This window comes from Shewanella sp. 10N.286.54.B9 (assembly GCF_041468565.1).
Taxonomy (GTDB): domain Bacteria; phylum Pseudomonadota; class Gammaproteobacteria; order Enterobacterales; family Shewanellaceae; genus Shewanella.
Map to the genome: position 1 here is coordinate 74,576 of NZ_JBFRIY010000002.1, position 24,177 is coordinate 98,752.

Here is a 24,177-nt window from a genome sequence, read left to right on the forward strand (position 1 = left end):
CTTTTTTATTGTCTTACCCTGCAACTGAGCTCAATAACACCTAGCTTAGCAGTAGCTCTTTAGCGTTAGCCAAGGTGTTGCTAGTGATGGTATCGCCGCCTAATAAGCGCGCCAGCTCTTCAACGCGTTGCTCTTTATCTAACTGCACCATCGAGGTTTCTGTCTTTCCTGCTTTGCTGCTTTTGTTTACAAACATATGTTGATGACCGTTACCAGCAACTTGTGGTAAATGGGTGACACAAAATACTTGTGTGGACTCACCTAGGCTGCGCAGCATTCGGCCAACAACCGCCGCTGTTGGGCCTGATATCCCTACATCAACTTCATCAAAAATTAGTGTCGGTGTTGCTACTTTCTTCGCTGTTATCACTTGAATACCTAGCCCAATACGAGATAGCTCACCACCAGAGGCAACTTTCGCTATTGGTTGTAACGGCTGTCCGGGATTGGTGGTGACTAAAAATTCTATTCCATCACAGCCATGGGGGCTAATTACGCTTTCATTAAAGCTGACCGCAATGCTGAACTTACCCTTTGGCATACTGAGTTCATGTATCGATTGGGTAACCTTTTTATCAAGCTCTTTCGCATAGCGGCTGCGGCTTTGGCTTAGCTTTTTTGCATGGTTTAAATAGGCTTGTTGACTGTTATTAAGTTGATTACGGATTTCATCAAGTTTATCTTCATCGGAGTCTAAATCATTAAGCTCTGTTAATAGGGCTTGATGATGAGCATATAGCTCCGCGGCATTGACATGGTGCTTGCGCGCTAATTGCAGTGCCTTAGAAATGCGTAACTCCAACTGCTCAAAGTATTCAGGATCTAACTCTAAGCCGTCTAGATAACGCTCAAGTTCGCTACTGGATTCCTGTACTTGGATCAGCGCCTCATTTAGCATGGCAACGACGCTACCAAGCTCTGCATCATAACTCTCTAAATCTTGCCCTTGGCTGATAGAGGTATTGAGTAGGGACTCAACACTGCCTTGATCATTTTCTTGCAAAATATGTAATTGGCTGCGGCATAACTCTATTAATGCCGTGCTATTGGCAAGCTTTTTATGTTCCGCCTCAATGGTCTCAAATTCACCTTCGCTAATGGCAAACTCGTTAAGCTCTTCCACCTGGTATTGCAGTAATTGCTTACGTGCTAACCTTTCGTGTTGAGCAAGCTCTAACTGCTGCAGTTCTTTCTCTATCGTTTTACAGCGGTGATAACTGGCGGAGACCGACTCAAGCAGCATTTTATGGTTGGCATAGCTATCGAGCAATGTAAGCTGGTGCTCACTTTTTAGCATTGCATGGTGAGCATGTTGGCCATGGATCCCGATAAGCAGCTGCCCTAGAGATTTAATTTGGGCTAGTGGTACTGGATTACCATTAATGTATGCACGAGAACGGCCATCACTGTTAATCGTACGTCTTAAGATACACTCATTGTCTAGTTCGAGATCATGATCCTCTAACCAGCGTTTAGCCAGAGGGATATCAGATAGGGAGAAGCGAGCACTAACCTCAGCTTTTGTGGCACCGGGCCTAATAGTATTGGCGTCAGCTCGATTGCCCAGGCATAGGCCTAATGCATCAATCGCAATAGATTTACCTGCACCCGTTTCACCGGTAATACTGGTCATTCCGGCTTTAAAATCGAGTTCTAAAAAACGCACAATAGCAAAATTGTTAATGCTGAGTTGGCAAAGCATAGTGATGTCCTATCCAAAACACTGTATTGATAAACAGTATATACTGTTTTTCTATACAGTAAACCATTTGTTGCTAAATCAAGCAATGTTTAGTCTGTGATATTTTAAGTTGTTAATTTAGTTTGATTTTTGTTAGTTGGTGCTTAAGTCTCATTTAGATGGAGACTGAATCGTCATTATCGTTAAATATTATTCTAGTTGATGACACTGCACTTAGTAGGCGTTGTGGTAGCGATAATAAATGAAGGTTATTTTGTTTTAACCTAATAAGAACGCTTCTAATAAGGGCAAGCTAATAAAAGTGACAAGTGTTCCAAATAGTATGCCTTGAGCGCTAGTGATCACTTGAGTCTGGTAACGCTGAGCGAGTAAGTAAACACTTGCTGCAGTTGGCAGGGCTGCAAGCATCACGCCCATCGAAATTAACTGTGGTTCCACTTGTAAGCTTGTCATCAGTAAGTAGGTTATAAAAGGCTGTATGAATAGCTTTATCATGTTGACTGCGCTGATATCACTTAACTGCTGATAGTTTATAAGCTGCTTTGATGTTTGGTGTTGCCCAGATTTAGCTAATACCATACCGATGGCAAATAGTGCACAAGGGCTCGATGTCATACCGAGTTGGTGAATAATAAGCGCCAGACTATCTGGCAATGTTATTGCTAACGCCGATAGGCTTATTCCAATAAAACTGCCGACAACGATAGGGTTTTTAATTAAGGCGAGAGTCACGACTTTTACTGCTGAAATTTGATTGTTATTGATGACTTCTAAAGAGACTAACGCAGTAGCGAAAATTATCACCGATAATAGGCTGGCAATAGCAGCGGCAGCTAACGCCATTTGGTTGCCAGGAAACAGTATTGCCATCAGTGGCATACCAATAAAAGCGGTATTACCAAAGGTGGCATTAAGTGCTCGCATGGTTGCGACGGCTTTTTTTGTTGGGCTTACAAGCAATGAGATGACTAATGTTATTGCATAGCTCATTAGCATCGCAACGCTAAAACCTGCAATATAGCCCCAGTGGAGAATGTCACTGATAGGTGTTTGTGCCAGCGTGATAAGCATGATGGCCGGAAACGCAATATAGTAAACATATTGGTTTAATACTTGGTCAGTCTCAAACGGTAATAGCTTTGTTTTCTGTACCAAAGTTCCAATCAACATAATGCCAAATACGGCGAGGAGCGGCGTCAATACTGCTGGCATGCTGTTCTCTATTCACTTGGAGTAATATACGTTAATTACGCTTAACATTGAGCTAGAACACTATCATAGTTGCTCTTTGGTATACTATTGACCTTAGGTCGTAGCCGCTCGTCACTTTTTGTTTTAAACGCTAAGGTTTTATCGATGAATAGCAATTTTGGATTGGAACTACAGCTGATCTACCAATTCGTTCACCTAGTTAATGCGGGAAGCTTTTCTCAAGCTGCGAAAGAGCTTGAGATGCCAATTGCAACTGTGAGTCGTAAACTGACAAAATTGGAAACACTGCTCGATAAACAACTGTTAATGCGTAATACACGTAAGCTACGTTTAACCGAGGAGGGGATAGCACTGTTTCGGCAGTATCAAGCTATTGTGTCTCAGTTTGATAGCATTCGTGGCGCAGCGGTCGATAGGCCTGAAGGTACACTTAGAATTGCAGCGCCTGTATCAATTATCTCGATGATATTCATCCATGCTATTAATGAGTTTTGTGAGAAGTACCCTGATATTCAGTTGCATATTGTGCAAAACAATAACGTGATTGATTTGATTGATGAAGGCGTTGATGTTGCGATTGTTGGAGGTACTCAGCCGGATTCCTCTTGGATCTCAAGCTCTCTTGGCGTGCTTAACTACGGTCTGTTCGCATCGCCTGATTATATTGCAAGTGCAGCTCCTTTTACTCACCCTAGCGAACTGGACAATCATGCACTGATAAAAGTGTGGCCACTTTTTAACTGGACACTTAAGCACCCATCAGGAGAGAGCTTTTACTATGATGGACCCGCTAAGTTAACATTGAGTGAGCTCAATGGTGCAGTCAGAGCGGCTGTGGATAATGGTGGAATACTGTATGGCCCAGCACTGTTTGTAAAAAATGAGCTCAACTCTGGTCAGCTACAGAGCTTGTTGCCTGAGTGGATTGGTGAAAAAAGAAGGATCTCGATCTTATATCATCAGCGTAGTCATCAGCCATTGAAGGTAAAGCTGTTTATCGAGTTCATGCATTCGAAAGCGGAGCAGCTATTCTCGATGGAAAGCAAATAGGCTGATTAAAAATAACAGCGAACAATAAAAAAGCCGTTCAGTGAACGGCTTTTTAGTATTGTTTTTTGTTTAAGCTTCTGTGTGGCTAATGCCGATATTTGAAATGCCAACGGTGACTATTTCGCGGCGTAACTCTTTGACGAAGTCGGCCTTTAGGAAAGGGTTTTCTTCGATTGCTTGTAGAAGGATTGCTTGCATCTCTTTTTCTTCAACCATTACTTCATGGTTGAAAATATAGTCATCTAATTCAGATTCTTTATCAAACTCTTGCTCGCAGGTCGCTTCAATATAGTTGGCAACTGTAGCTGATGATAACTTACTGATATTGGTAATATCTTCCTCTACTTTGCTCTCTAATGCACTGAGTAAAGAGGTCAATGCTACCGCTGCGTCCATTGCAGGATAAACGCCATAGACGTCAAAATCAGCGGGCTCTGGAGTATTCTCTTCAATACGTTCCATTTGTAGCTCAATGTTTAGCTTAAGCTTATTGTCATACATAGACTGCCAAAGTAGGTTTAGCAGTGTATCGAGTACTTTGGGGTTGCCAAATTCACACACTTCAGAAAAAAGCTGATAATTGGGCAGCATACGTTGACAGAGTGCAATAGCAAAAAGTTTCTTTTGTGCTAGCGTTAGCCCTTTAAGGCGTTGAAAAAAGCCCGTCTTATTTGTCATCTTTTACATCCACTGATAGCTGGGTGATCACTTGATTAGCCGCTGATTCTACCTTAGTTAACTCATCAAGTAACTCAAGGATTTCAGGTTCTACGTCTTCTACTGCAATACCTTTCTTCAATCCTGATTCAATCTCTTGGCAAAGTTGTTGTGTAGTCGGCACGCCGCAATAACAACTGGCTCCGTGTAGCTTGTGTATACAGGTCAACATGCCTTGTTGATCGAAGCTCGCCAGCGCACTATTTATATGCTCAACCGACTCAGGCAACGATTTTAATAGCATCTTAAGCATATCGAGTGCTAAGTCTGGCTTATTATTCGCCTGGGTCAAACATAGCTCCCAGTTTAGGGTGCGTTGGTCAAAATGAGTGAACTTAGGTTTGTTCTTCCATTTGTGAATAACATCTTTAAGCGCTGTTTCATCAATAGGTTTAGGCAGATAACCGTCCATCCCGCTTGAGGATATGCGTTCACGCTCTTCGGCAATAGCATGTGCGGTAACCGCAATGATTGGGGTGTTACGGTTGGCTGAGTTTTGTCTTATCTGTTTAGTGGCACTAATACCGTCGGTACCCGGCATCTGTATATCCATAAAGATGAGGTCAAAGCTGCGCTGCTTTGCCAGCTGTACGGCTGCATCACCGTTGTCAGCTATATGAACTTGAGTTACTAGTTCCTTAAGTAGGGTGTCAATTAGCTTCAAATTGGCTGGATTGTCGTCAACAGCGAGTACCGTTAAGTTCTCCTTTGCTTCGGGAGTCGTAAATGGCATCGGCAGTGGCAAAGCTTCAGCTTCTAAGCTTGATTGCGGATCTATTAAGCTACTAGACAGCCTTTTCTCTCCGATAGGCATAGTGAGTTGCTTATCGATGTAAGGGCGAAGTTGAGAGAATACCTCTTCGCTTTCGACACAATTGGTGATCAACATTAGGTAGTTGATCTTAGGTTTCGTCACCTTTAGTAATTCGGCTGCGCTATCTGAAGCCGCCAAGCCTTTGCAGCTAAACAGGCCATAGTCGAACAAGTGACTTGACTGAGTGACAATAAATTCTAATTGTTTGCTAGTCGCAGCATTGGTGACCTTTAATCCCCAACGTAATAGCATTCGTTCAATAGCGTGATGTGATAATGGGTTTGGCTCGAATAATAGAATGCTCTTATTTTTTAGCGTGCCTATTGGTAAGGTATCACTAATAGGGTATTGGCTTAAATTTAGCGGTAAAGAGAACCAAAAGGTTGAGCCTTGTTGTGGTTCCGAGTTGCAACCAATTTGGCCGCCCATTCGATTAACCAAACGCTTGGTGATTACAAGCCCTAAACCTGTTCCACCAAAGCGCCGTGAGATGGAAGAGTCGGCTTGACCGAAAGCTTGGAATAAAGAGGCTAACTTTTCGGAGTCGATACCGATACCAGTATCGATGACTTCTGTGCGGACATGCACTTTACCGTTAGCTATCTCCTCGAGTTGCATTTTTAGCTGTACGCTACCACTGTCAGTAAACTTAACGGCATTACCCACTAAGTTAGTAATAATTTGGCTAAAACGCATTGCATCGCCAGTGACATCCTCTGGGATACGTGGATCAACATCGATCACCAGTTCGATCTCTTTTTCTCTGGCACCACTAGAGAGCATCGTCACCGTTTCTTCGATGATCTCCCGCAGCGAGAATGGCATGTTTTCTAACACCATTTTACCGGCTTCGAGTTTTGAAAAATCTAAGATATCGTTAATGATACTCAATAGATTTGTTGCACTGCGCTCAATTGTGCGAATGTAGTCTTGCTGGCTTGAGTGCAGTGGTGTTTTCAACAGTTGTTTAGCAAAACCAATCACACCATTAAGTGGGGTACGTAACTCATGCGACATATTGGCAAGGAATTCGGATTTTATCCGACTGGCCTCTAACGCACGCTTTTTGGCCATATCTAATTCGACGTTTTGGATCTCAATCTGCTCTAATGTTTCACGTAGATCCGATGTGGCTTGGTCAATATTTTGCTGCATCTCGTCATGATATTCAGACAAAGAGCCAGCCATGGCATTAATACCGCGTTTGAGGAGATCGAGTTCACCAATCAAATTGCCTGTTAGGCGAGTATCCAGTTTACCTTCTCGAATTTTGGCGACAACTCGTACCATTTCAGTAATGGGTTGGGTGACGTTTTTCACCAGTCTAAAAGTAAAGAAAAGGTTTAGTTGAACTCCTATTAACACAATAATAAACGCTGCAACAGCCGCACGATGTTGCTCAAGCAGAGCGTTCTCTTTGTTGATCAATATTGATATGTAGCCTAATTTTATTACCTCAGGCTCAATGCGCTGGTTGTTCTCATCAAAGGTATCGATAGGCTTGATGGCACTATTATTAAAAATAGGGCTGCGTAAAATCATACTGTCGCCAACTTGCTCAAGTTCGGTTCTTAGCATTGAGCTTAATGGCTTGTCATAGCGCATGACTTCATGATTTTTGTAATGATGCGAGGTGACCACAACACGGTTATTGACGTCAAAAATGGCAATGAATTGTACTAAAGAGGCTTTATTGAGCTGAGCGGCAGTGATTAATCGCTTGGTGGTTTCAAAATCTTTACTGTCTAAACCTACCTCTGCTGCAATCGCCAGTGGTTCGATAATATTGCTCGCCTGATCGATGAGCGTTTCTTCAAGTTCATAGAATCTATTTATGGTAAAATAGCTGCCCAATAAAATACCCACTAAAATAGTTGGAGCTAACGCCAATACCAGAACCCATGAACGTAGGCTGTATTTGGTCATATTGTTGGCTTCATTCATGAGATGATTGCGTTACCGATAAATATAGTGTGAGTATTCGATAGACTGCCAGTAACAGCCTGTGTTGGCCAGTTTTTTTATCTATTTAGAGAGTAAAATGGCACAATTTTTTAAAGCAAAACCAAATAGATCTAAACAATTATCGTCAAAGTTATCTTTGAATGTTACTCAGTTAGATCACCTTGGCGCAGGTATCGCTCACCATCAAGGCAAGATTGTGTTTATCAATGGTGCATTGCCAGGCGAAACCGTGCAGGTACAACTGACTGAGCAGAAGAAGAAGTTTTCTAGAGCTAAATTACTCAAAGTGGAAACTGCTTCGAGTGAACGTGTTCAACCATTATGTGCTCATTATGAAAAGTGTGGTGGCTGTGATCTCCAGCACCTTAATGTCGAGTCACAGCGCGCACATAAAGCGAAAGCGTTACATGAGTTAGTGGCTAAATTTGCTCAAACAACGGCAAGCCAAATATGCGAAACCATAAGCGATTCGCCGTGGCACTATCGCAGACGTGCTCGTCTAGCGACCTGGTTTGATAAAAAAACCAAGCACATTAGTTTAGGTTTCCGTGCAAGCAGTAGCAGTGATGTGGTTGAGATCCAATCTTGTGCAGTGTTGGCTAAACCACTGTCAGCTTTGATCCCAGAACTGGCTTTCCTACTTAATCAATTAAGTGGTAAAAAAGCGCTCGGCCATGTTGAACTCACACTGGCTGATAATGGTATCTTTGTGGTGCTGCGAGTCACTAAAGTGCTATCGGATAAAGATCGCCTACGTTTAGGCGAGTTTGGTACAAGCCACTCGCTTAATATATTGCTACAAGATGATGATGCCAACACCGAGCATTTAAGTGGTCACGGACTGCAGCCTTTTTATGGCTTTAATGATAGTGATGCGGAGCTTAAATTTTCAGCGGGTAACTTTATTCAGGTCAATGCATCGGTCAACCAATCAATGGTTAAACAAGCGGTGGATTGGCTAGCACCACAAGCCGATGAGCGAGTGCTTGACCTGTTCTGTGGGATTGGTAATTTCAGTTTGCCCCTCGCTAAAAGTGGCGCTGAAGTTATAGGTGTTGAAGGTGTGCCGGCAATGGTTGAGCAGGCCACGATTAATGCTAAAGGGGCTGCGCTAGATAAAGTGTCTTTTTACCATGCAGATTTAAGTGCCGATTTGTCACAACAGCCATGGTTGGGAAAAGTCGACAAGATGCTGATCGATCCTGCAAGAGCTGGTGCCTATGAGAGTATGTTGTCACTTAAAAAATTAAAGCCGCAAGCATTGGTTTATGTATCGTGTAATCCTGCAAGTTTAGCGCGTGATAGCGAAGTGATTTTAAAACAAGGTTACACACTGAAAAAGATTGCAATGGTGGATATGTTTCCGCAAACACACCATTTGGAGTCGATGGCACTATTTGAACTTGGCAAATGACACTTTTAGTTACGATAGTCAGCCTTTGTTCATTGACAAAAAACGCTGAATGCTGAAGATAGAGAGTCTTAATTTTAAAAGGATAAGATTAACCATTTTAAGTTAATCAGCCTTAGGATTTTAAAGGAATAACAGATAATGGTATCAGTTCGTGAAGCACATTTTAGCGACCCTGACTTTCAACTTGAAGAGTGGGTGAAACGTTATATAAGTGATTCCAACGAAGCCAAAACTCTTTTGGAGTTAATAGAGCAGGTGGAGCTGTTAGTTGGTCAAGATAAAGAGATCAAAGCGCCAGTGCTCGAACGTGCCCGAGAGATGATAGAGATCTTAGCTCCGCTTAATATGGACATTGAGACCCTACAAGCGGCCATTTTGTTTGTTGTTTTTGATGCAGACTTGATCTCGCAAGAGGAGATCCAAGAGCGCTTTGGACCCAAATTAGAGATTTTAGTTTCTAGTGTCCAAACCATGAATGCGATTGGCGCATTGAAGGTGGATAACCAAACTCGAAATGGCGAACCGCAAATCGACAATATCCGCAAAATGTTATTGGCGATGGTTGAAGATGTGCGAGCTGTGGTGATTAAGCTCGCCGAGCGTATCTGCTTATTGCGTGAGATAAAGAATGCCGATGAAGAGGTAAAAGTACTCATTGCCAGAGAGATTGCTGATGTTTATGCGCCGTTGGCAAACCGCTTAGGTATTGGACAGTTAAAATGGGAGCTGGAAGATATCTCTTTTCGCTACCTGCATCCGCAAACCTATAAAGATATCGCTAAGCAACTGGACGGTAAGCGTATCGATAGAGAAACTTTTATCGATGATTTTGTCAGTCAACTACAAGCACGGTTAGACAAAGACCAAATCCGTGCCAAGGTTTATGGTCGACCTAAGCATATCTACAGTATCTGGAAAAAGATGAATGGCAAGCAGCTTAAGTTTGATGAGCTGTTTGATGTTCGAGCGGTAAGAATTGTTACCGACAGACTACAAGATTGCTATGGCGCTTTGGGCGTTGTACATACACTGTGGCATCACATCCCCCGTGAGTTTGACGACTACGTAGCGAATCCGAAACCGAACGGTTATCAGTCTATCCACACGATAGTTGTCGGGCCTGAAGGCAAAACTGTCGAGATTCAAATCCGCACCGAACAGATGCATGAAGATGCAGAGCTAGGTGTGGCTGCACACTGGAAGTACAAAGAGGGCAGTGCAAGCGGTAAGCAAAGTGGCTATGAAGAGAAAATCAACTGGTTACGTAAGATTTTGCAATGGCAAGAAGACGTTGCCGAAAGCGGCAATTTAGTTGATGAAGTGCGTAGCCAAGTGTTTGAAGATCGTGTCTATGTGTTTACTCCAAGCGGCGAAGTTGTCGACTTACCTCTTGGTTCAACCGTGTTAGATTTTGCTTACTATATTCACTCACACGTTGGCCATAAGTGCATCGGCGCTAAGGTTGACGGCCGTATTGTACAATTTACTTATCAAGTTGAAACTGGCCAGCGTATAGAGATTATTACCTCCAAGCATCCTAACCCGAAAAGAGACTGGCTGAATCCTAATTTGGGTTACATCAAAACATCGCGAGCACGCTCTAAGATCCAACACTGGTTCAAACAACAAGACAGAGATAAGAACATTGTCGCTGGTCGGGAGATGTTAGAAACGGAACTTGCGCGCACCAATTTAAAAATTAAAGATGCTCAATCAGCAGTTGAGCGCTTCAATATGGTCAGTATGGACGATCTGCTTGCTGGTATTGGCGGTGGCGATGTGCGTCTTAATCAAGTGGTTAACCACGTACAAAGCAAGCTGCGCACCAACGAGCTATCTGATGAAGAAGTGCTCGAAGATCTGGTTAAAAAGAGCCAAAGCAAGCCTGCTCGCAAAGGTAAAGGTCAGGTAGAGGTTAATGGTGTGGGTAATCTTATGAGCCACATTGCTAAGTGTTGTCAGCCTGTACCGGGTGATGAAATCTTTGGCTTTATTACCAAAGGCCGAGGGATCTCTGTGCACCGCGCCGATTGTGATCAGGTTAAAGAGCTTATTCGTGCTCATCCTGAACGCTCTGTTGAAGTGGTTTGGGGAGAGAATTACTCTGGTGGCTACAAAATACGTATACGGGTTATTGCAAGTGATAGATCTGGATTACTAAGAGACCTGACCTCAGTATTAGCTGCAGAAAAGTCTAACGTATTATCGATGACATCTTCATCAGATGTAAAAACCCAAACAGCAGCCATTGAGCTTGAACTCGAACTGTATAACCTTGATGGCTTATCTCGGGTGATTGCCAAGCTGTCGCAGGTTGACGGTGTCAGCGAAGCGCGCAGAGTATAAAGGCAGAACAGAAGTTATGACAGTGCAAACCGGAAACATGCAGCCTTTGCTAACCATTATGCAAAAGCTGCGCGACCCAAAATCTGGTTGCGCTTGGGATAAAGCGCAGACTTTCCAAACCATCGTGCCGTTTACCTTGGAAGAAGCTTATGAAGTGGCGGATACGATTGAGCGTTTGGCGCTTGATGAGTTGCCTGATGAGTTAGGCGATCTGCTGTTTCAAGTCGTGTTCTATTGCCAGCTAGGCAAAGAGCAGGGCATGTTTGACTTTGATACTGTCGTTAGCCGTATTTGCGACAAGTTAACCCGCCGACATCCCCATGTATTTGCCGGTTTGGAAAATACTAGCAGTGAGCAGATTAAACACAACTGGGAACAAATTAAGGAATCCGAACGCGCAGAGCGAGAACTGCACTCTGTGTTAGATGACGTTCCCTTGAGCTTACCGTCGCTTTCTCGCTCGATAAAGATTCAAAAAAGAGTGGCTCGTGTAGGATTTGATTGGCCTGATTTACCTCCAGTGGTTGCTAAAATCCACGAAGAGATAGATGAAGTGCTATTTGAGGTGGAGCAGGAAAAGGTTGTCCAAAGCAAAGTTGAAGATGAAATGGGCGATTTATTGTTTGCTGTTGTAAACCTCGCGAGGCATTTAGGTGTCGAGCCAGAAAAGGCCTTAAGGCAAGCAAATCAAAAGTTTGAAAGACGCTTTCGCGGTGTCGAAGAGTGTGTTGAGCAAGATGGCAGAGGCTTCGATAAACATACATTAGACGAGCTTGATGCATACTGGGATAAGGTTAAACAGAGCGAGAAGAGTAAATAAACTGAATTTTAGGTTAATTCTAGTTTGTCGAATCGGTGATGCTTTGGTATAATATTGCCCCGTCCTAGTGCTTTCTTACAAGCACATATTTCCAACTCATTTTCTCAGGTTCAGCATGACTACAAGGTATATCTTCGTTACTGGTGGCGTGGTTTCATCACTAGGTAAAGGCATTGCAGCAGCATCTTTGGCTGCAATATTAGAGGCTCGCGGCCTCAACGTAACCATTATGAAGCTGGATCCATATATTAACGTCGATCCAGGTACCATGAGTCCAACACAGCACGGTGAAGTGTTTGTGACAGAAGACGGCGCTGAAACTGATCTAGATTTAGGTCACTACGAGCGTTTTATTCGTACCAAGATGAATCGCCGTAATAACTTTACCACTGGCCGTATTTACGAAGAAGTATTACGTAAAGAGCGTCGTGGCGACTATTTGGGCGCAACCATTCAGGTTATCCCACATATTACTAACGCAATTAAAGAAAAGGTACTTGCTGGTGGCGAAGGCCACGATGTTGCTATCGTTGAGATTGGCGGCACGGTAGGTGATATTGAATCACTACCTTTCCTTGAGTCTATTCGTCAACTTGGCGTTGAGCTAGGTCGCGAAAGAACACTATTTATGCACCTCACGTTAGTGCCATTCCTAGGCGCTGCAGGTGAAGTTAAAACTAAGCCGACTCAGCATTCAGTGAAAGAGCTCCGTTCAATCGGTATTGCTCCTGATGTATTGGTTTGCCGTGGTGACCGAGCGATCCCTGCTAATGAAAAAGCGAAAATCTCGCTATTCTGTAACGTAGAAGAACGCGCAGTTATCTCACTTAAAGATGTAGATAGCATCTATAAGATCCCTGCTTTACTTAAAGCTCAAGGTCTTGACCAACTTGTCACTAAGCGTTTTGGTATTGATTGCCAAGAAGCTGATCTGCACGAGTGGGAAAATGTTATCTACCAAGAAGCAAACCCAACGGGCGAGATTACCATTGGTATGGTTGGTAAATACATTGAACTGCCAGATGCATATAAGTCAGTTAATGAAGCATTAAAACATGCAGGTTTGTTTAACCGCGTTTCAGTAAACATTAAGTATATTGACTCACAAAACGTTGAAGCCAAAGGTGAAGAAGTTCTTGCCGGACTAGACGGCATCTTGGTTCCTGGTGGATTTGGTGAGCGTGGTGTTGAAGGGAAGATCATGGCGGCTAAATATGCCCGTGAGAACAACCTTCCGTACTTTGGTATCTGTTTAGGGATGCAAGTTGCACTTATTGAATTCGCACGTAATGTTGCTGGTCTAGAAGGTGCACATTCAACTGAGTTTAATAAAGAGTCACCGCACCCAGTTGTTGGTTTGATCACTGAATGGATCAACGAAGAAGGCCAAGTTGAAGAGCGTCATGAAGAGTCTGACTTAGGTGGAACAATGCGCCTAGGTGCTCAGCTTTGTCATCTTGAAGAGGGCACTAAAGCTGCTGAAGCCTACAAAGGTATTAGTTGTGTTGAGCGCCATCGCCATCGTTACGAAGTCAACAACAACTATAAAGATCGTCTTGAAAAAGCAGGCTTAATTTTTAGTGGTCTATCTTCAGACCGTCAGTTAGTTGAAATGATTGAGCTACCAAACCACCCATGGTTTGTAGCAGGTCAATTCCACCCTGAATTCACATCGACACCTCGTGATGGTCAGCCATTATTCGAAGGGTTTATTGCAGCAGCCGCCGCGTATCAAAAACGCGATTTAGGCTAAACCAAAATACAAGCCGCTTCCATTTGATGGGAGCGGTTTTTTTGTTTTTGGTGATGTGAGTTTAGGCATAAAGAAATTCGTTTTACTTTTAACTTTAAATTTATCTTTCAAACTTAAATCGAGGGCATTATGGCTAAGATTATTAACATTATCGGTCGCGAAATCATGGATTCTCGCGGTAACCCAACTGTTGAAGCTGAAGTTCATTTAGAAGGCGGATTCATGGGTATGGCTGCAGCACCATCTGGTGCATCTACAGGTAGCCGTGAAGCACTAGAACTGCGTGATGGTGACAAAGCACGTTATTTAGGTAAAGGCGTATTGAAAGCTGTTGAAGCTGTCAATGGTGCTATTGCAGACGCGTTGATGGGCAAAGATGCAACTGCGCAAGCAGAACTAGATCAAATCATGATTGATTTAGACGGCACAGAAAACAAAGCTAAGTTTGGCGCAAACGCTATCCTGGCAGTTTCTCTTGCGGCAGCTAAAGCGGCTGCAGCGTTTAAAGGTGTCCCTTTATACGCTCATATTGCTGATCTAAACGGTACTTCAGGTGTTTACTCTATGCCGTTACCGATGATGAACATCATTAATGGTGGCGAACATGCAGATAACTCTGTTGATATCCAAGAATTTATGATTCAACCTGTTGGTGCTGCTAACTTCCGCGAAGGCCTACGTATGGGTGCTGAAGTATTCCACAGCTTAGCTAAAGTACTTAAGGCCGATGGCCACTCTACTGCTGTTGGTGATGAAGGTGGTTTCGCGCCAAACCTACCATCAAACGCATCTGCTTTGGCAGCAATTAAAGTTGCTGTGGCAAACGCAGGTTACGAGCTAGGTAAAGACATCACACTAGCGATGGATTGTGCAGCCTCTGAGTTTTATGACAAAGAAGCCAACATCTATGACCTTAAAGGTGAAGGTAAGAAGTTCACTTCAGAAGAGTTTAACTTCTTCCTACAAGACCTAACCAAAGAATACCCGATTGTTTCTATTGAAGACGGTCTTGATGAGTCTGATTGGGATGGTTTCGCACATCAAACTAAACTAATGGGTGATAAAATCCAATTAGTTGGTGACGATCTATTCGTAACAAACACTAAGATTTTGAAGCGTGGTATCGACAACGGTATTGCTAACTCAATCTTAATCAAGTTCAACCAAATCGGTTCATTGACTGAAACTTTAGCAGCTATTAAGATGGCTAAAGATGCAGGTTTCACTGTTGTTATCTCTCACCGCTCAGGTGAAACTGAAGATTCAACTATTGCTGATTTAGCTGTGGGTACAGCTGCTGGCCAAATAAAAACGGGTTCTTTAAGCCGTAGTGACCGTGTTGCTAAGTACAACCAGCTACTTCGTATCGAAGAGCAACTTGGCGAAAAAGCACCTTATAACGGCTTAAGCGAGATTAAAGGCCAAGCATAATTTGCTATAAAGTGTAAAAAGGCCACCACTCGGTGGCCTTTTTTGTTGTACTATCTGTTTACTATCCTCAAATTCTTATCATTAGTATAATGAAACGCCTTCTTTTTGCCCTTATTGTGTTACTTGCCATGCTTCAATATCGCCTATGGTTAGGAGATAAGAGCCTTGCTGACTCTATTCATCTGCAAGAACAGATCAAGCTACAGCAAGAAAGTAATGCCCAACTTGTGGCAAGAAACCAGGTGCTAAGAGAGGAGATTAATGATCTGCGCAGTGGAACAGAAGCGCTTGAAGAGCGAGCTCGTAACGAATTAGGTATGGTCAAAGAGGGCGAAACCTTCTTTCGAGTCGTTGGTGGCGATCGGCTATCAAAACAAAATAAATAATACATTTTACCTACTAACGAGACCCTCGAATGAGTCAATTAACCAACCAAGTTATTGCTGTTGTGCCTGCTGCTGGAATAGGCAGCCGAATGGGCGCCGAAGTGCCAAAACAATATTTAGCACTTAATGAGCAAACCATACTTGGTCACACGCTAGATTGCTTATTGAGTCACCCCCAAATTATACAGGTTATCGTTGCGCTTAACCCTGCAGACAAACATTTTTCACTGTTGCCACAAGCACAGCATAAGAAGTTGCAAACTGTTACTGGCGGCAATGAACGCGCCGACTCTGTTCTCGCTGCTTTGCAACAGGCTGATGAGGAGAGTTGGGTGTTAGTCCATGATGCAGCGCGGCCTTGTTTAAGTCACTTAGATATCGATAAATTGATAGCATCAAGAGCTACCTTTCCCCAGGGGGCAATACTAGGTGCCCCGGTACGCGACACCATGAAACGTACTGGAGACAATGGTGAGATCAGCGCGACTGTTTGTCGCGATAATTTATGGCATGCGCTAACACCGCAGTATTTTAAAGCAAAGCAGCTTAAGCATAATCTTGAGTCGGCATTGAAAGCGGGGGCTAAAATAACCGATGAAGCCTCAGCAATGGAGTGGGCGGGGATTATGCCGGGTATCGTCAGCGGCCGCGCAGACAATATTAAAGTGACTCACCCAGACGATTTGCAGCTGGCTTCAATGTTTCTTAAAAATTTAGGCCGCTAGGCTAACAATATACGACTAACTTACGCTAAAGCCCTATCGTAACAAGGAATTAAAATGAAAATTAGAATCGGTCATGGTTTTGATGTACATAAATTTGGCGGCGAACCACCACTGATTTTAGGCGGTGTAACAGTACCTTATGAAGTGGGTCTTATTGCCCATTCCGATGGTGATGTTGTGCTACATGCGATATCGGATGCCATTTTAGGTGCCATGGCGTTGGGCGACATAGGCAAACATTTTCCAGATACCGATGCTGAGTTTAAAGGGGCTGATAGCCGAGAGTTATTGAAGCACTGTTATCAATTGGCATTAGATAGAGGCTTTAATTTGTCTAATCTAGATGTGACCATTATTGCTCAGGCGCCGAAAATGGCGCCACATATTGAAACGATTAGAGCAGTATTAGCTATTGATCTTCAGTCAGATATTGACGACATCAATGTTAAAGCAACCACCACCGAGAAGCTCGGGTTTACCGGTAGGAAAGAGGGTATTGCAGTTGAAGCTGTAGTGCTGATGACCAAGATTTAAAGAGAGCAAGATTGAGATGAGCGAACTTCACTACTTATACGGCAAACCTAATGCTAAAGCTGATTTGCGAACCCAGAACAGCGATTTTTTGGTGCAGGAGATTTTGCCATTTGCGCCTACAGGCGAAGGTGAACATCATCTGCTACATATTCGAAAAGACGGTTTAAACACCGTTGAAGTCGCTAAAATGTTATCTAGTTTTGCACATGTTCACCCCAAAGAGGTGACTTATGCTGGTCAGAAAGACAAGAATGCGGTCACTGAACAGTGGTTTGGTGTGCGAATTCCAGGTAAAGAAACACCTGATTGGCAAAAAATGAATAGCGATCAACTGACGCTATTATCAGCATCTCGCCATGGAAAGAAATTGCGGATCGGTGCGCTGGCAGGAAATCGATTCACCTTGGTGCTAAGGAATGTATCAGAGGTTGAAGATGTGGTCGCTCGCCTAGAAAAAATAGCACTATTAGGTGTGCCTAATTACTTTGGTGAACAGCGTTTTGGCCATGACGGAAAAAATATTGTTTTCGGTCGACAGATGTTTACTGGTCGCAAAGTAAAAGATAGAAAAAAGCGCAGTATGTATCTATCTGCCGTGCGCTCTAACTTATTCAACCTAGCGAGTTCAGCAAGATTGGCGGCTCATGGCGCGACAACACTTGCCGGAGATTGTGTGATGCTTGCAGGTAGTAAGAGCTACTTTACCGCTGAGCATTGGGATGAAACATTAGTAGAGCGTTTAAGTAACAAAGATATACAGCTTTCGGCACCTTTGTGGGGGCGTGGCGAGCCGCTGGCGCAAACAGAAGCGGCAGAAATAGAAGCTGCTGCGCTAGCTGAATATTCAGTGGATAGAGACGGGCTAGAACAAGCAGGCCTCAATCAAGAACGTCGTACTTTACTACTGGAACCGCAGCATTTGCAGTATCAAGTTGATGATAATACCATTACTCTTAAATTTGCTTTACCATCAGGCTCTTATGCTACATCTGTATTACGAGAACTGGTGGACTATCAAGATGTACAAGAAGTCGCAAGAAAAGCGATGTTAGCAGCACAACAGGAAAACGTTTCAATCTAATGAAAATTTTAATTAGTAACGACGATGGGGTAAATGCAGCAGGTATAGCAGCATTAACCAACTCGTTAAAGTTGATCGCGGAAACCTTAACGGTGGGCCCTGACAGGAATTGCTCTGGTGCCAGTAACTCTTTGACCTTGACGAATCCATTGCGTCTGAATAAGTTAGACAATGGCTATATATCAGTGAGTGGTACACCTACTGATTGTGTCCATTTGGCGATAAGAGAGCTATATCAAGATGAACCCGATATGGTGGTGTCAGGTATTAATGCTGGCGCGAACATGGGAGATGATACGCTCTACTCGGGTACTGTCGCCGCTGCAATGGAAGGCCGGTTTTTGGGCTTTCCAGCAATTGCAATTTCGTTAGTGGGATCAGAGCTAAAACACTACGATACAGCTGCACATTTTGCATTGAAGATCGTTCAGGGACTAAAGAAGAGTCCAATCGCACAAGATAAAATCTTAAATGTAAATGTACCTGATCTGCCTATCGAGGATATTAAAGGCATTAAGATCACTCGATTGGGGGCAAGACATCGCGCTGAAGGGATGGTAAGAACACAAGATCCTGCAGGTAAAGAGATCTTCTGGTTAGGCCCTCCTGGAGACAAGCAAGATGCCAGCGACGGCACGGATTTTTATGCTGTAGAGAATGGCTATGTTTCTATTACGCCATTAACTGTGGACTTAACGGCTTTTGAGCAGCTACCTGAGATGACGACGTGGCTTGAGTCGCTTACTTAATCGCAACAATTAGCCCCGCCAATTATAGGTATGGAGGCTGTAACTTAATTAATCATTTAAATTGGAACTGTTATATATGGATCGGCTCGCGTCAACATCGGCTTTAAACCTAGCAAGAAGTTTGTATGAAGCTGGCATTCGCGATGAACCGGTTTTAAAGGCGGTAGCTAATACGCCAAGAGAGCAGTTCTTAGATGCGGCTTTAGGTCATAAAGCTTATGAAAATACCGCATTGCCTATTGGTCAAGGACAGACAATATCGCAACCTTACATTGTTGCACGCATGACCGAAATAATATTGCAGTGTAAACCTCAAAAAGTACTAGAGATTGGCACTGGTTCTGGTTACCAAGCGGCGATATTAGCGCAGTTGGTTCCTCAATTATGTACTGTAGAGCGGATTAAAAGTTTACAAATTCAAGCTAGGCAGCGCTTAAAGAAACTGGATCTGCACAATATAGCCTTTAAATATGGTGACGGCTGGCAAGGCTGGCCGAGTAAAGGACCCTATGACGCCATTATGGTAACGGCTGCTGCGGCAAGTGTACCTTCTGCATTGGTAGAGCAATTATCGGACGGTGGAGTACTGGTTATTCCTGTCGGGGAGACTTCGCAGCAACTACTTAAAGTCACACGTCAAGGCGGTCAATACGTCTCAGAGGCAATAGAAGTCGTGCGGTTTGTGCCATTAATTAATGGCGAGCTTGCTTAGTCATTTTTAATTTGCGGATTATTTTAGTTATCGTCGCAGACTAGCGATTTGAGGTGGCCTGTTTATATGAAGTTCGTATCACACTTCACTATCATTTTGACTCTGTTGTTAGCCGGATGTAGTTTTCAGGCTGATCGCCCCGCACCAGTAGAGTCACTCAATTACCCTAGCAAACCTTCACACGATAAAGGCTCTATTACCGCTAGCCGCTATAAAGTGAAACAGGGCGATACACTTTACTCTATCTCTTGGGGGGCAAATAAAGATTTTGTCCATGTAGCAAAGATCAATAACCTTGCAAAGCCTTATACCATCTACCCTGGACAGGTATTGAGTCTAAACTCTAAAAAATATGTTACAAATAGCAATACTGCCAAAAAAACGTCAAAACTGGCTCCAAAACAGGTGCTGGTCTCATCAAAAACTGTTAGTAAACAATCTGTTGCATCTAAACCGTCGCCTCAGAAAACGACTGAGACGGCGTCAAAAAAACAGCTTGATCATGTGGCAAAGTCTGCGTATTCTGTTACAGACAGTCAACAAGCTGTTAACCGAGTTATCCACAAGCAAGAGTCAACACTGCCGAAAAAGGTAAGTCGTTGGTCCTGGCCTGTGAAAGGTAAGATGATTGGGACTTTCTCAGCCAAAGAGCAGGGAAATAAAGGAATAAAGATCGCGGGTAATCGTGGTGACGCAATTAAAGCTGCTGCTAGTGGTAGAGTGGTATATGCAGGAAGTGCACTACGAGGATATGGTAATTTAGTTATTATTAAACATAGTGACGATTACCTCAGTGCTTATGCACATGCTGATAAGATCTTAGTAAAAGAAAAGCAAGTTGTTAATGCAGGACAGACAGTTGCTAAAATGGGTAATACAGGCACGAATCGGGTCATGCTACATTTTGAGATCCGTTATCACGGGAAGTCAGTAAACCCACTTAAATATTTGCCTAAGCAATAATTGATAGGCTGCCAATTTGGCAAATCGGAGGATAGTGAAGTGCAGTAATTAAATAGTGAATTCGGGAGATATATTATGGGCAGAACTAATAATGCCGTTATGGCAGAAGAACATACGAATGTTTCTGTAAAGGAATCAAAATTAGACCTCAGTAAAAAGGAAGTTAAAGAAGCAGAATTAGAACAACAAGTTCAAGACGATTTACAAAAAAACCTTGATGCTACCCAACTGTATCTTGGTGAAATCGGATTTTCTCCCCTTCTCAGTGCGGAAGAAGAGGTGTTTTTTTCACGCAAGTCGCTTAAAGGCTGTGAAAAATCACGTAACCGCATGATTGAAAGTAACCTCAGACTCGTGGTAAAAATTGCTCGTCGATACAATAATCGTGGCTTAGCGCTGCTTGATCTTATCGAAGAGGGAAATTTAGGTTTAATCCGCGCAGTTGAAAAATTTGATCCTGAACGTGGCTTTAGATTCTCTACCTATGCAACTTGGTGGATTAGACAAACAATTGAACGAGCAATTATGAATCAGACTCGTACGATTAGATTACCTATCCATGTGGTTAAAGAACTAAATGTTTACTTGCGTACAGCACGAGAGCTCGCACACAAACTTGATCATGAGCCAACAGCGGAAGAGATCGCTGAGAAACTCGATCTTTCAAGTAGTGACGTCAGTCGTATGCTTAAGCTCAATGAACGCATTACCTCCGTGGATACCCCATTAGGCGGCGAAAGTGATAAAGCACTGCTCGATGTATTAGCCGATGATGACAACGTTGGTCCTGATTACAAAGTTCAGGATGAAGATATGTCAAAATCAGTGGTTAAATGGCTTGATGAACTTAATACCAAACAAAGAGAAGTGTTAGCGCGCCGATTTGGATTGTTAGGTTATGAGCCATCAACCCTTGAAAATGTGGGTAAAGAGATTGGATTAACACGTGAGCGTGTACGCCAGATCCAAGTAGAAGCGTTAAAGCGCTTGAAAGATCTACTTGGAGCCCAAGGCCTCTCAGTTGAAGCTATTTTCAGAGTGTAGTTGCGATAAATAAATTAAAGGCGCCAACGGCGCCTTTTTTGTGTCTCTTAATTGAAATTACTTAGCCAATTTCTTCAAGTTGTATAGATAATCAAGAGCCTGCCTTGGTGTTAGCTCATCAGGGTTTAGCTTCTCAAGCGCTTCTATCACAGGGGATGTCGGTTGGCTTGGGAAACTAATCGACTGCTGCACTGCCATTTCGCCATTTTTAGACTGCTCTAATGCGTGATCGCGGCTTTCTAAGTGGTGCAGCTTTTGTTTTGCTGCATTGATAACGCTGTTTGGGACCCCTGCAAGTGCAGCAACCTGTAGCCCGTAACTGCGGCTTGCAGGACCTTCTTGTACTGCATGCATAAACACAATACTGTCACCGTGCTCAACAGCATCTAAATGCACGTTTTCTACGTTATCCATCAGCTCTGGTAGCTGAGTAAGTTCGAAATAATGGGTGGCAAATAGTGTCATAGCGTTTAAATTATTAGCTAAATACTCTGCAGCCGACCAAGCTAATGAAAGGCCATCATAGGTTGATGTACCTCGACCAATTTCGTCCATGAGTACTAGGCTATTTGGCGTTGCATTGTGGAGGATATTTGCCGTTTCGGTCATTTCCACCATAAAGGTTGAGCGGCCCGATGCCAAATCATCAGATGCACCAATACGGGTGAATATCCTATCGACAGGGCCGATAATGGCGTGTTCTGCGGGAACATAACAACCTATATGCGCCATAAGCGTGATAAGTGCTGTTTGTCTCATATAGGTGGATTTACCGCCCATATTTGGCCCCGTCACGATCAGCATCTTACGTTGTGAGTTAAGGGTTACTGGATTGGCAATAAAAGGGCTTTGGCTTACTTGCTCGACGACAGGATGACGACCTGCTTCAACCTGTATGCCTGATGTATTCGACAGTTCTGGGCAGGCATAATTGAGTGTTTCTGCGCGTTCGGCGAAATTACATAATACGTCTAACTCAGCTGCTGCCCTGGCAAACTCTTGTAGTTCATGAAGCTTAGGTAAGATCAGATCGAACAACTGTTCCCATAATTGTTTTTCGAGTGCTAGTGCTTTGCCTTGGCTAGAGAGTACCTTTTCTTCATGCTCTTTTAGCTCAGCAATGATATAGCGTTCAGTATTCTTTAATGTTTGACGACGCTGGTAGCTTAAAGGCACCAAATCTGATTCGCGACGGCTGACTTCAATATAGTAACCGTGTACACGGTTATAGCCGACTTTAAGGGTTGAGATGCCAGTTTGCTCTTTCTCACGAGTTTCTAGTTGAGTTAGATAATCCGTCGCTCCTGCACTAAGCACGCGCCATTCATCTAATTCCTTATCGTAACCGTCGCGGATCACACCACCATCACGAATAAGCATCGGTGGATTGTCGACAACCGCTCTTGATAATAATGCTAACTCTTCAGGAAATTCCCCAATAACTTGAGACAAATATTGCAAGTGAGGCACAGCGGAAGTTTTTAATGTTTGCTGTAGCTGAGGCAATAATGCTAAAGCTTGACGTAAGCGAGCAAAATCTCTCGGTCTGGCGTTACGTAGTGCGATACGTGCGGTGATTCGCTCAACATCTCCTAGGGCTTTTAAATCATCAGCCAGAAGTTGGTAGTTCTCTGTTGTAATTAGCTCGGCAATTGATGATTGTCTTGCTTCAATGACCTGATGATCCCTAAGAGGTTGATGCAACCAGCGCTGTAGCATTCGGCTGCCCATAGCTGTGACGGTACTGTCTAAAACGGATGCTAATGTATTGGTATGGCCGCCTTGTAAGTTTACGGTCAGTTCAAGATTGCGGCGAGTCGCTGCATCGAGCACTATACTATCTGTTTGGTTAAAACGAACAATGGAGTTAATGTGCGGCAGTGCGGTGCGCTGCGTATCTTTTACATACTGCATCAAACACCCTGCAGCTTGTAGTGAAAGCCTAGCATCTTCAATACCGAACCCATTAAGATCCTTCGTACCAAATTGGTTTAACAGCAAACGTTGGCAAGTATCAAAATCGAATTCCCATTCAGGGCGACGCCGCGTGCCGTTCATACCAGCAATGAGGCTCATCTGCGAAAAATCTTCGCTATATAGCAATTCTGCAGGATTGGTTCGTTGAAGTTCCGCTTCTAGCGCTTCGGTGTTTGCAAGCTCTGTAACCACAAAGCGACCTGATGCGATATCTAGGGTGGCGTAGCCATAACCGCTTTTACCTTGATAGAGGGCGGCTAACAAATTGTCTTGTCGTTCTTGCAGCAATGCCTCATCGGTTAGTGTTCCCGGGGTCACTATGCGAACAACTTTACGCTCTACGGGGCCTTTTGAGGTTGCTGGATCGCCAACTTGTTCACATATGGCAACCGAGACCCGTAATTGAACAAGTTTAGCTAAATAACCTTCCACAGCATGGTAGGGCAGGCCAGCCATAGGGATTGGGTCACCACCACTCTTGCCTCTCGCTGTTAAAGATATTCCTAGTAGCTCCGATGCGAGCTTGGCATCTTCGTAGAAAAGCTCGTAGAAATCCCCCATACGATAGAATAGCAACATGTCTGGATGCTGGGCTTTTAGCGTCAAATATTGACGCATCATTGGGGTATGTTTTTCTAAGTTTTGCGGTTCAATAGCAGTCATCGATTTGCTTTGCCTGTACTTTTACTGCGGCCATAGTGAGCCATGAAACAATTATGGGTGCCAATCTTAACAATTTTTTTCTCTTTTGAGTGTGGATTATTGCAATGAAATACTGTTAA

At 43.5% G+C, this 24,177-nt stretch carries 19 protein-coding genes; 14 read left to right on the plus strand and 5 right to left on the minus strand.

The window, feature by feature from the left end; all coding sequences use genetic code 11:
- Positions 1 to 40: 40 nt before the first annotated feature.
- Positions 41 to 1,702, minus strand: a complete 1,662-nt coding sequence (recN, locus tag AB4135_RS00835) for a DNA repair protein RecN (RefSeq protein ID WP_371989486.1) — start codon at positions 1,700 to 1,702, stop codon at positions 41 to 43.
- A 258-nt stretch (positions 1,703 to 1,960) separates the two neighbouring features.
- Entirely contained in the window at positions 1,961 to 2,914 is a 954-nt protein-coding gene (locus tag AB4135_RS00840; protein WP_371989488.1) for an AEC family transporter, read from the minus strand.
- A gap of 144 nt (positions 2,915 to 3,058) precedes the next feature.
- Here AB4135_RS00840 and AB4135_RS00845 point away from each other — a divergent pair, with 144 nt between their 5' ends.
- The gene (locus AB4135_RS00845; RefSeq protein ID WP_371989490.1) at positions 3,059 to 3,964 is read left to right on the plus strand and encodes a LysR substrate-binding domain-containing protein; all 906 of its coding nucleotides are present in this window, start codon (positions 3,059 to 3,061) and stop codon (positions 3,962 to 3,964) included.
- A gap of 69 nt (positions 3,965 to 4,033) precedes the next feature.
- Here AB4135_RS00845 and AB4135_RS00850 read toward each other — a convergent pair whose 3' ends face one another.
- Positions 4,034 to 4,642, minus strand: coding sequence for a YjaG family protein (locus AB4135_RS00850; protein ID WP_371989491.1), 609 nt, complete (start codon positions 4,640 to 4,642; stop codon positions 4,034 to 4,036).
- Positions 4,632 to 7,439 (minus strand): two-component sensor histidine kinase BarA, encoded by a 2,808-nt coding sequence (gene barA, locus AB4135_RS00855; protein WP_371989493.1) that lies wholly within the window; start codon positions 7,437 to 7,439, stop codon positions 4,632 to 4,634. Before barA ends, AB4135_RS00850 begins: the two co-directional genes overlap by 11 nt.
- A 97-nt stretch (positions 7,440 to 7,536) precedes the next feature.
- Between barA and rlmD the strand changes: the two genes are divergently transcribed.
- From rlmD to rpoS, 13 genes are all read left to right on the plus strand, one after another.
- Complete coding sequence (rlmD, locus tag AB4135_RS00860; RefSeq protein WP_371989495.1) at positions 7,537 to 8,874, plus strand: 23S rRNA (uracil(1939)-C(5))-methyltransferase RlmD; 1,338 nt, start codon at positions 7,537 to 7,539, stop codon at positions 8,872 to 8,874.
- Between the two features lie 138 nt (positions 8,875 to 9,012).
- Entirely contained in the window at positions 9,013 to 11,220 is a 2,208-nt protein-coding gene (gene relA / locus AB4135_RS00865; RefSeq protein ID WP_371989497.1) for a GTP diphosphokinase, read from the plus strand.
- A 16-nt stretch (positions 11,221 to 11,236) separates the two neighbouring features.
- Complete coding sequence (gene mazG / locus AB4135_RS00870; RefSeq protein WP_220738918.1) at positions 11,237 to 12,040, plus strand: nucleoside triphosphate pyrophosphohydrolase; 804 nt, start codon at positions 11,237 to 11,239, stop codon at positions 12,038 to 12,040.
- 115 nt (positions 12,041 to 12,155) lie between these two features.
- Positions 12,156 to 13,793, plus strand: a complete 1,638-nt coding sequence (locus tag AB4135_RS00875) for a CTP synthase (RefSeq protein WP_371989499.1) — start codon at positions 12,156 to 12,158, stop codon at positions 13,791 to 13,793.
- 129 nt (positions 13,794 to 13,922) lie between these two features.
- The gene (gene eno, locus AB4135_RS00880; protein ID WP_371989501.1) at positions 13,923 to 15,224 is read left to right on the plus strand and encodes a phosphopyruvate hydratase; all 1,302 of its coding nucleotides are present in this window, start codon (positions 13,923 to 13,925) and stop codon (positions 15,222 to 15,224) included.
- Positions 15,225 to 15,313: 89 nt separating this feature from the next.
- Positions 15,314 to 15,610 (plus strand): cell division protein FtsB, encoded by a 297-nt coding sequence (gene ftsB / locus AB4135_RS00885; protein ID WP_371989503.1) that lies wholly within the window; start codon positions 15,314 to 15,316, stop codon positions 15,608 to 15,610.
- Positions 15,611 to 15,639: 29 nt separating this feature from the next.
- Positions 15,640 to 16,335 carry a 2-C-methyl-D-erythritol 4-phosphate cytidylyltransferase gene (gene ispD, locus AB4135_RS00890; protein WP_371989505.1) on the plus strand — a complete coding sequence of 232 codons (696 nt, stop codon included), beginning with the start codon at positions 15,640 to 15,642 and terminating at the stop codon, positions 16,333 to 16,335.
- A gap of 54 nt (positions 16,336 to 16,389) precedes the next feature.
- Positions 16,390 to 16,869: a 2-C-methyl-D-erythritol 2,4-cyclodiphosphate synthase gene (gene ispF / locus AB4135_RS00895; RefSeq protein ID WP_371989507.1), complete on the plus strand. Its 480-nt coding sequence runs from the start codon at positions 16,390 to 16,392 to the stop codon at positions 16,867 to 16,869.
- Positions 16,870 to 16,885: 16 nt separating this feature from the next.
- A complete protein-coding gene (truD, locus tag AB4135_RS00900) occupies positions 16,886 to 17,950 on the plus strand; it encodes a tRNA pseudouridine(13) synthase TruD (RefSeq protein ID WP_371989509.1) in 1,065 nt (354 codons plus the stop codon).
- Positions 17,950 to 18,699 (plus strand): 5'/3'-nucleotidase SurE, encoded by a 750-nt coding sequence (gene surE, locus AB4135_RS00905; protein WP_371989511.1) that lies wholly within the window; start codon positions 17,950 to 17,952, stop codon positions 18,697 to 18,699. The genes truD and surE overlap by 1 nt, the downstream gene beginning before the upstream one ends.
- Before the next feature lie 76 nt (positions 18,700 to 18,775).
- Positions 18,776 to 19,411 (plus strand): protein-L-isoaspartate(D-aspartate) O-methyltransferase, encoded by a 636-nt coding sequence (locus tag AB4135_RS00910; RefSeq protein ID WP_371989513.1) that lies wholly within the window; start codon positions 18,776 to 18,778, stop codon positions 19,409 to 19,411.
- Positions 19,412 to 19,477: 66 nt separating this feature from the next.
- Entirely contained in the window at positions 19,478 to 20,374 is an 897-nt protein-coding gene (locus AB4135_RS00915) for a peptidoglycan DD-metalloendopeptidase family protein (RefSeq protein WP_371989515.1), read from the plus strand.
- Positions 20,375 to 20,449: 75 nt separating this feature from the next.
- On the plus strand, positions 20,450 to 21,418 hold the full coding sequence (gene rpoS, locus AB4135_RS00920; protein ID WP_371989517.1) for an RNA polymerase sigma factor RpoS: 969 nt from the start codon (positions 20,450 to 20,452) through the stop codon (positions 21,416 to 21,418).
- A 57-nt stretch (positions 21,419 to 21,475) separates the two neighbouring features.
- Here rpoS and mutS read toward each other — a convergent pair whose 3' ends face one another.
- On the minus strand, positions 21,476 to 24,058 hold the full coding sequence (gene mutS / locus AB4135_RS00925) for a DNA mismatch repair protein MutS (protein WP_371989519.1): 2,583 nt from the start codon (positions 24,056 to 24,058) through the stop codon (positions 21,476 to 21,478).
- Positions 24,059 to 24,177: the final 119 nt, after the last annotated feature.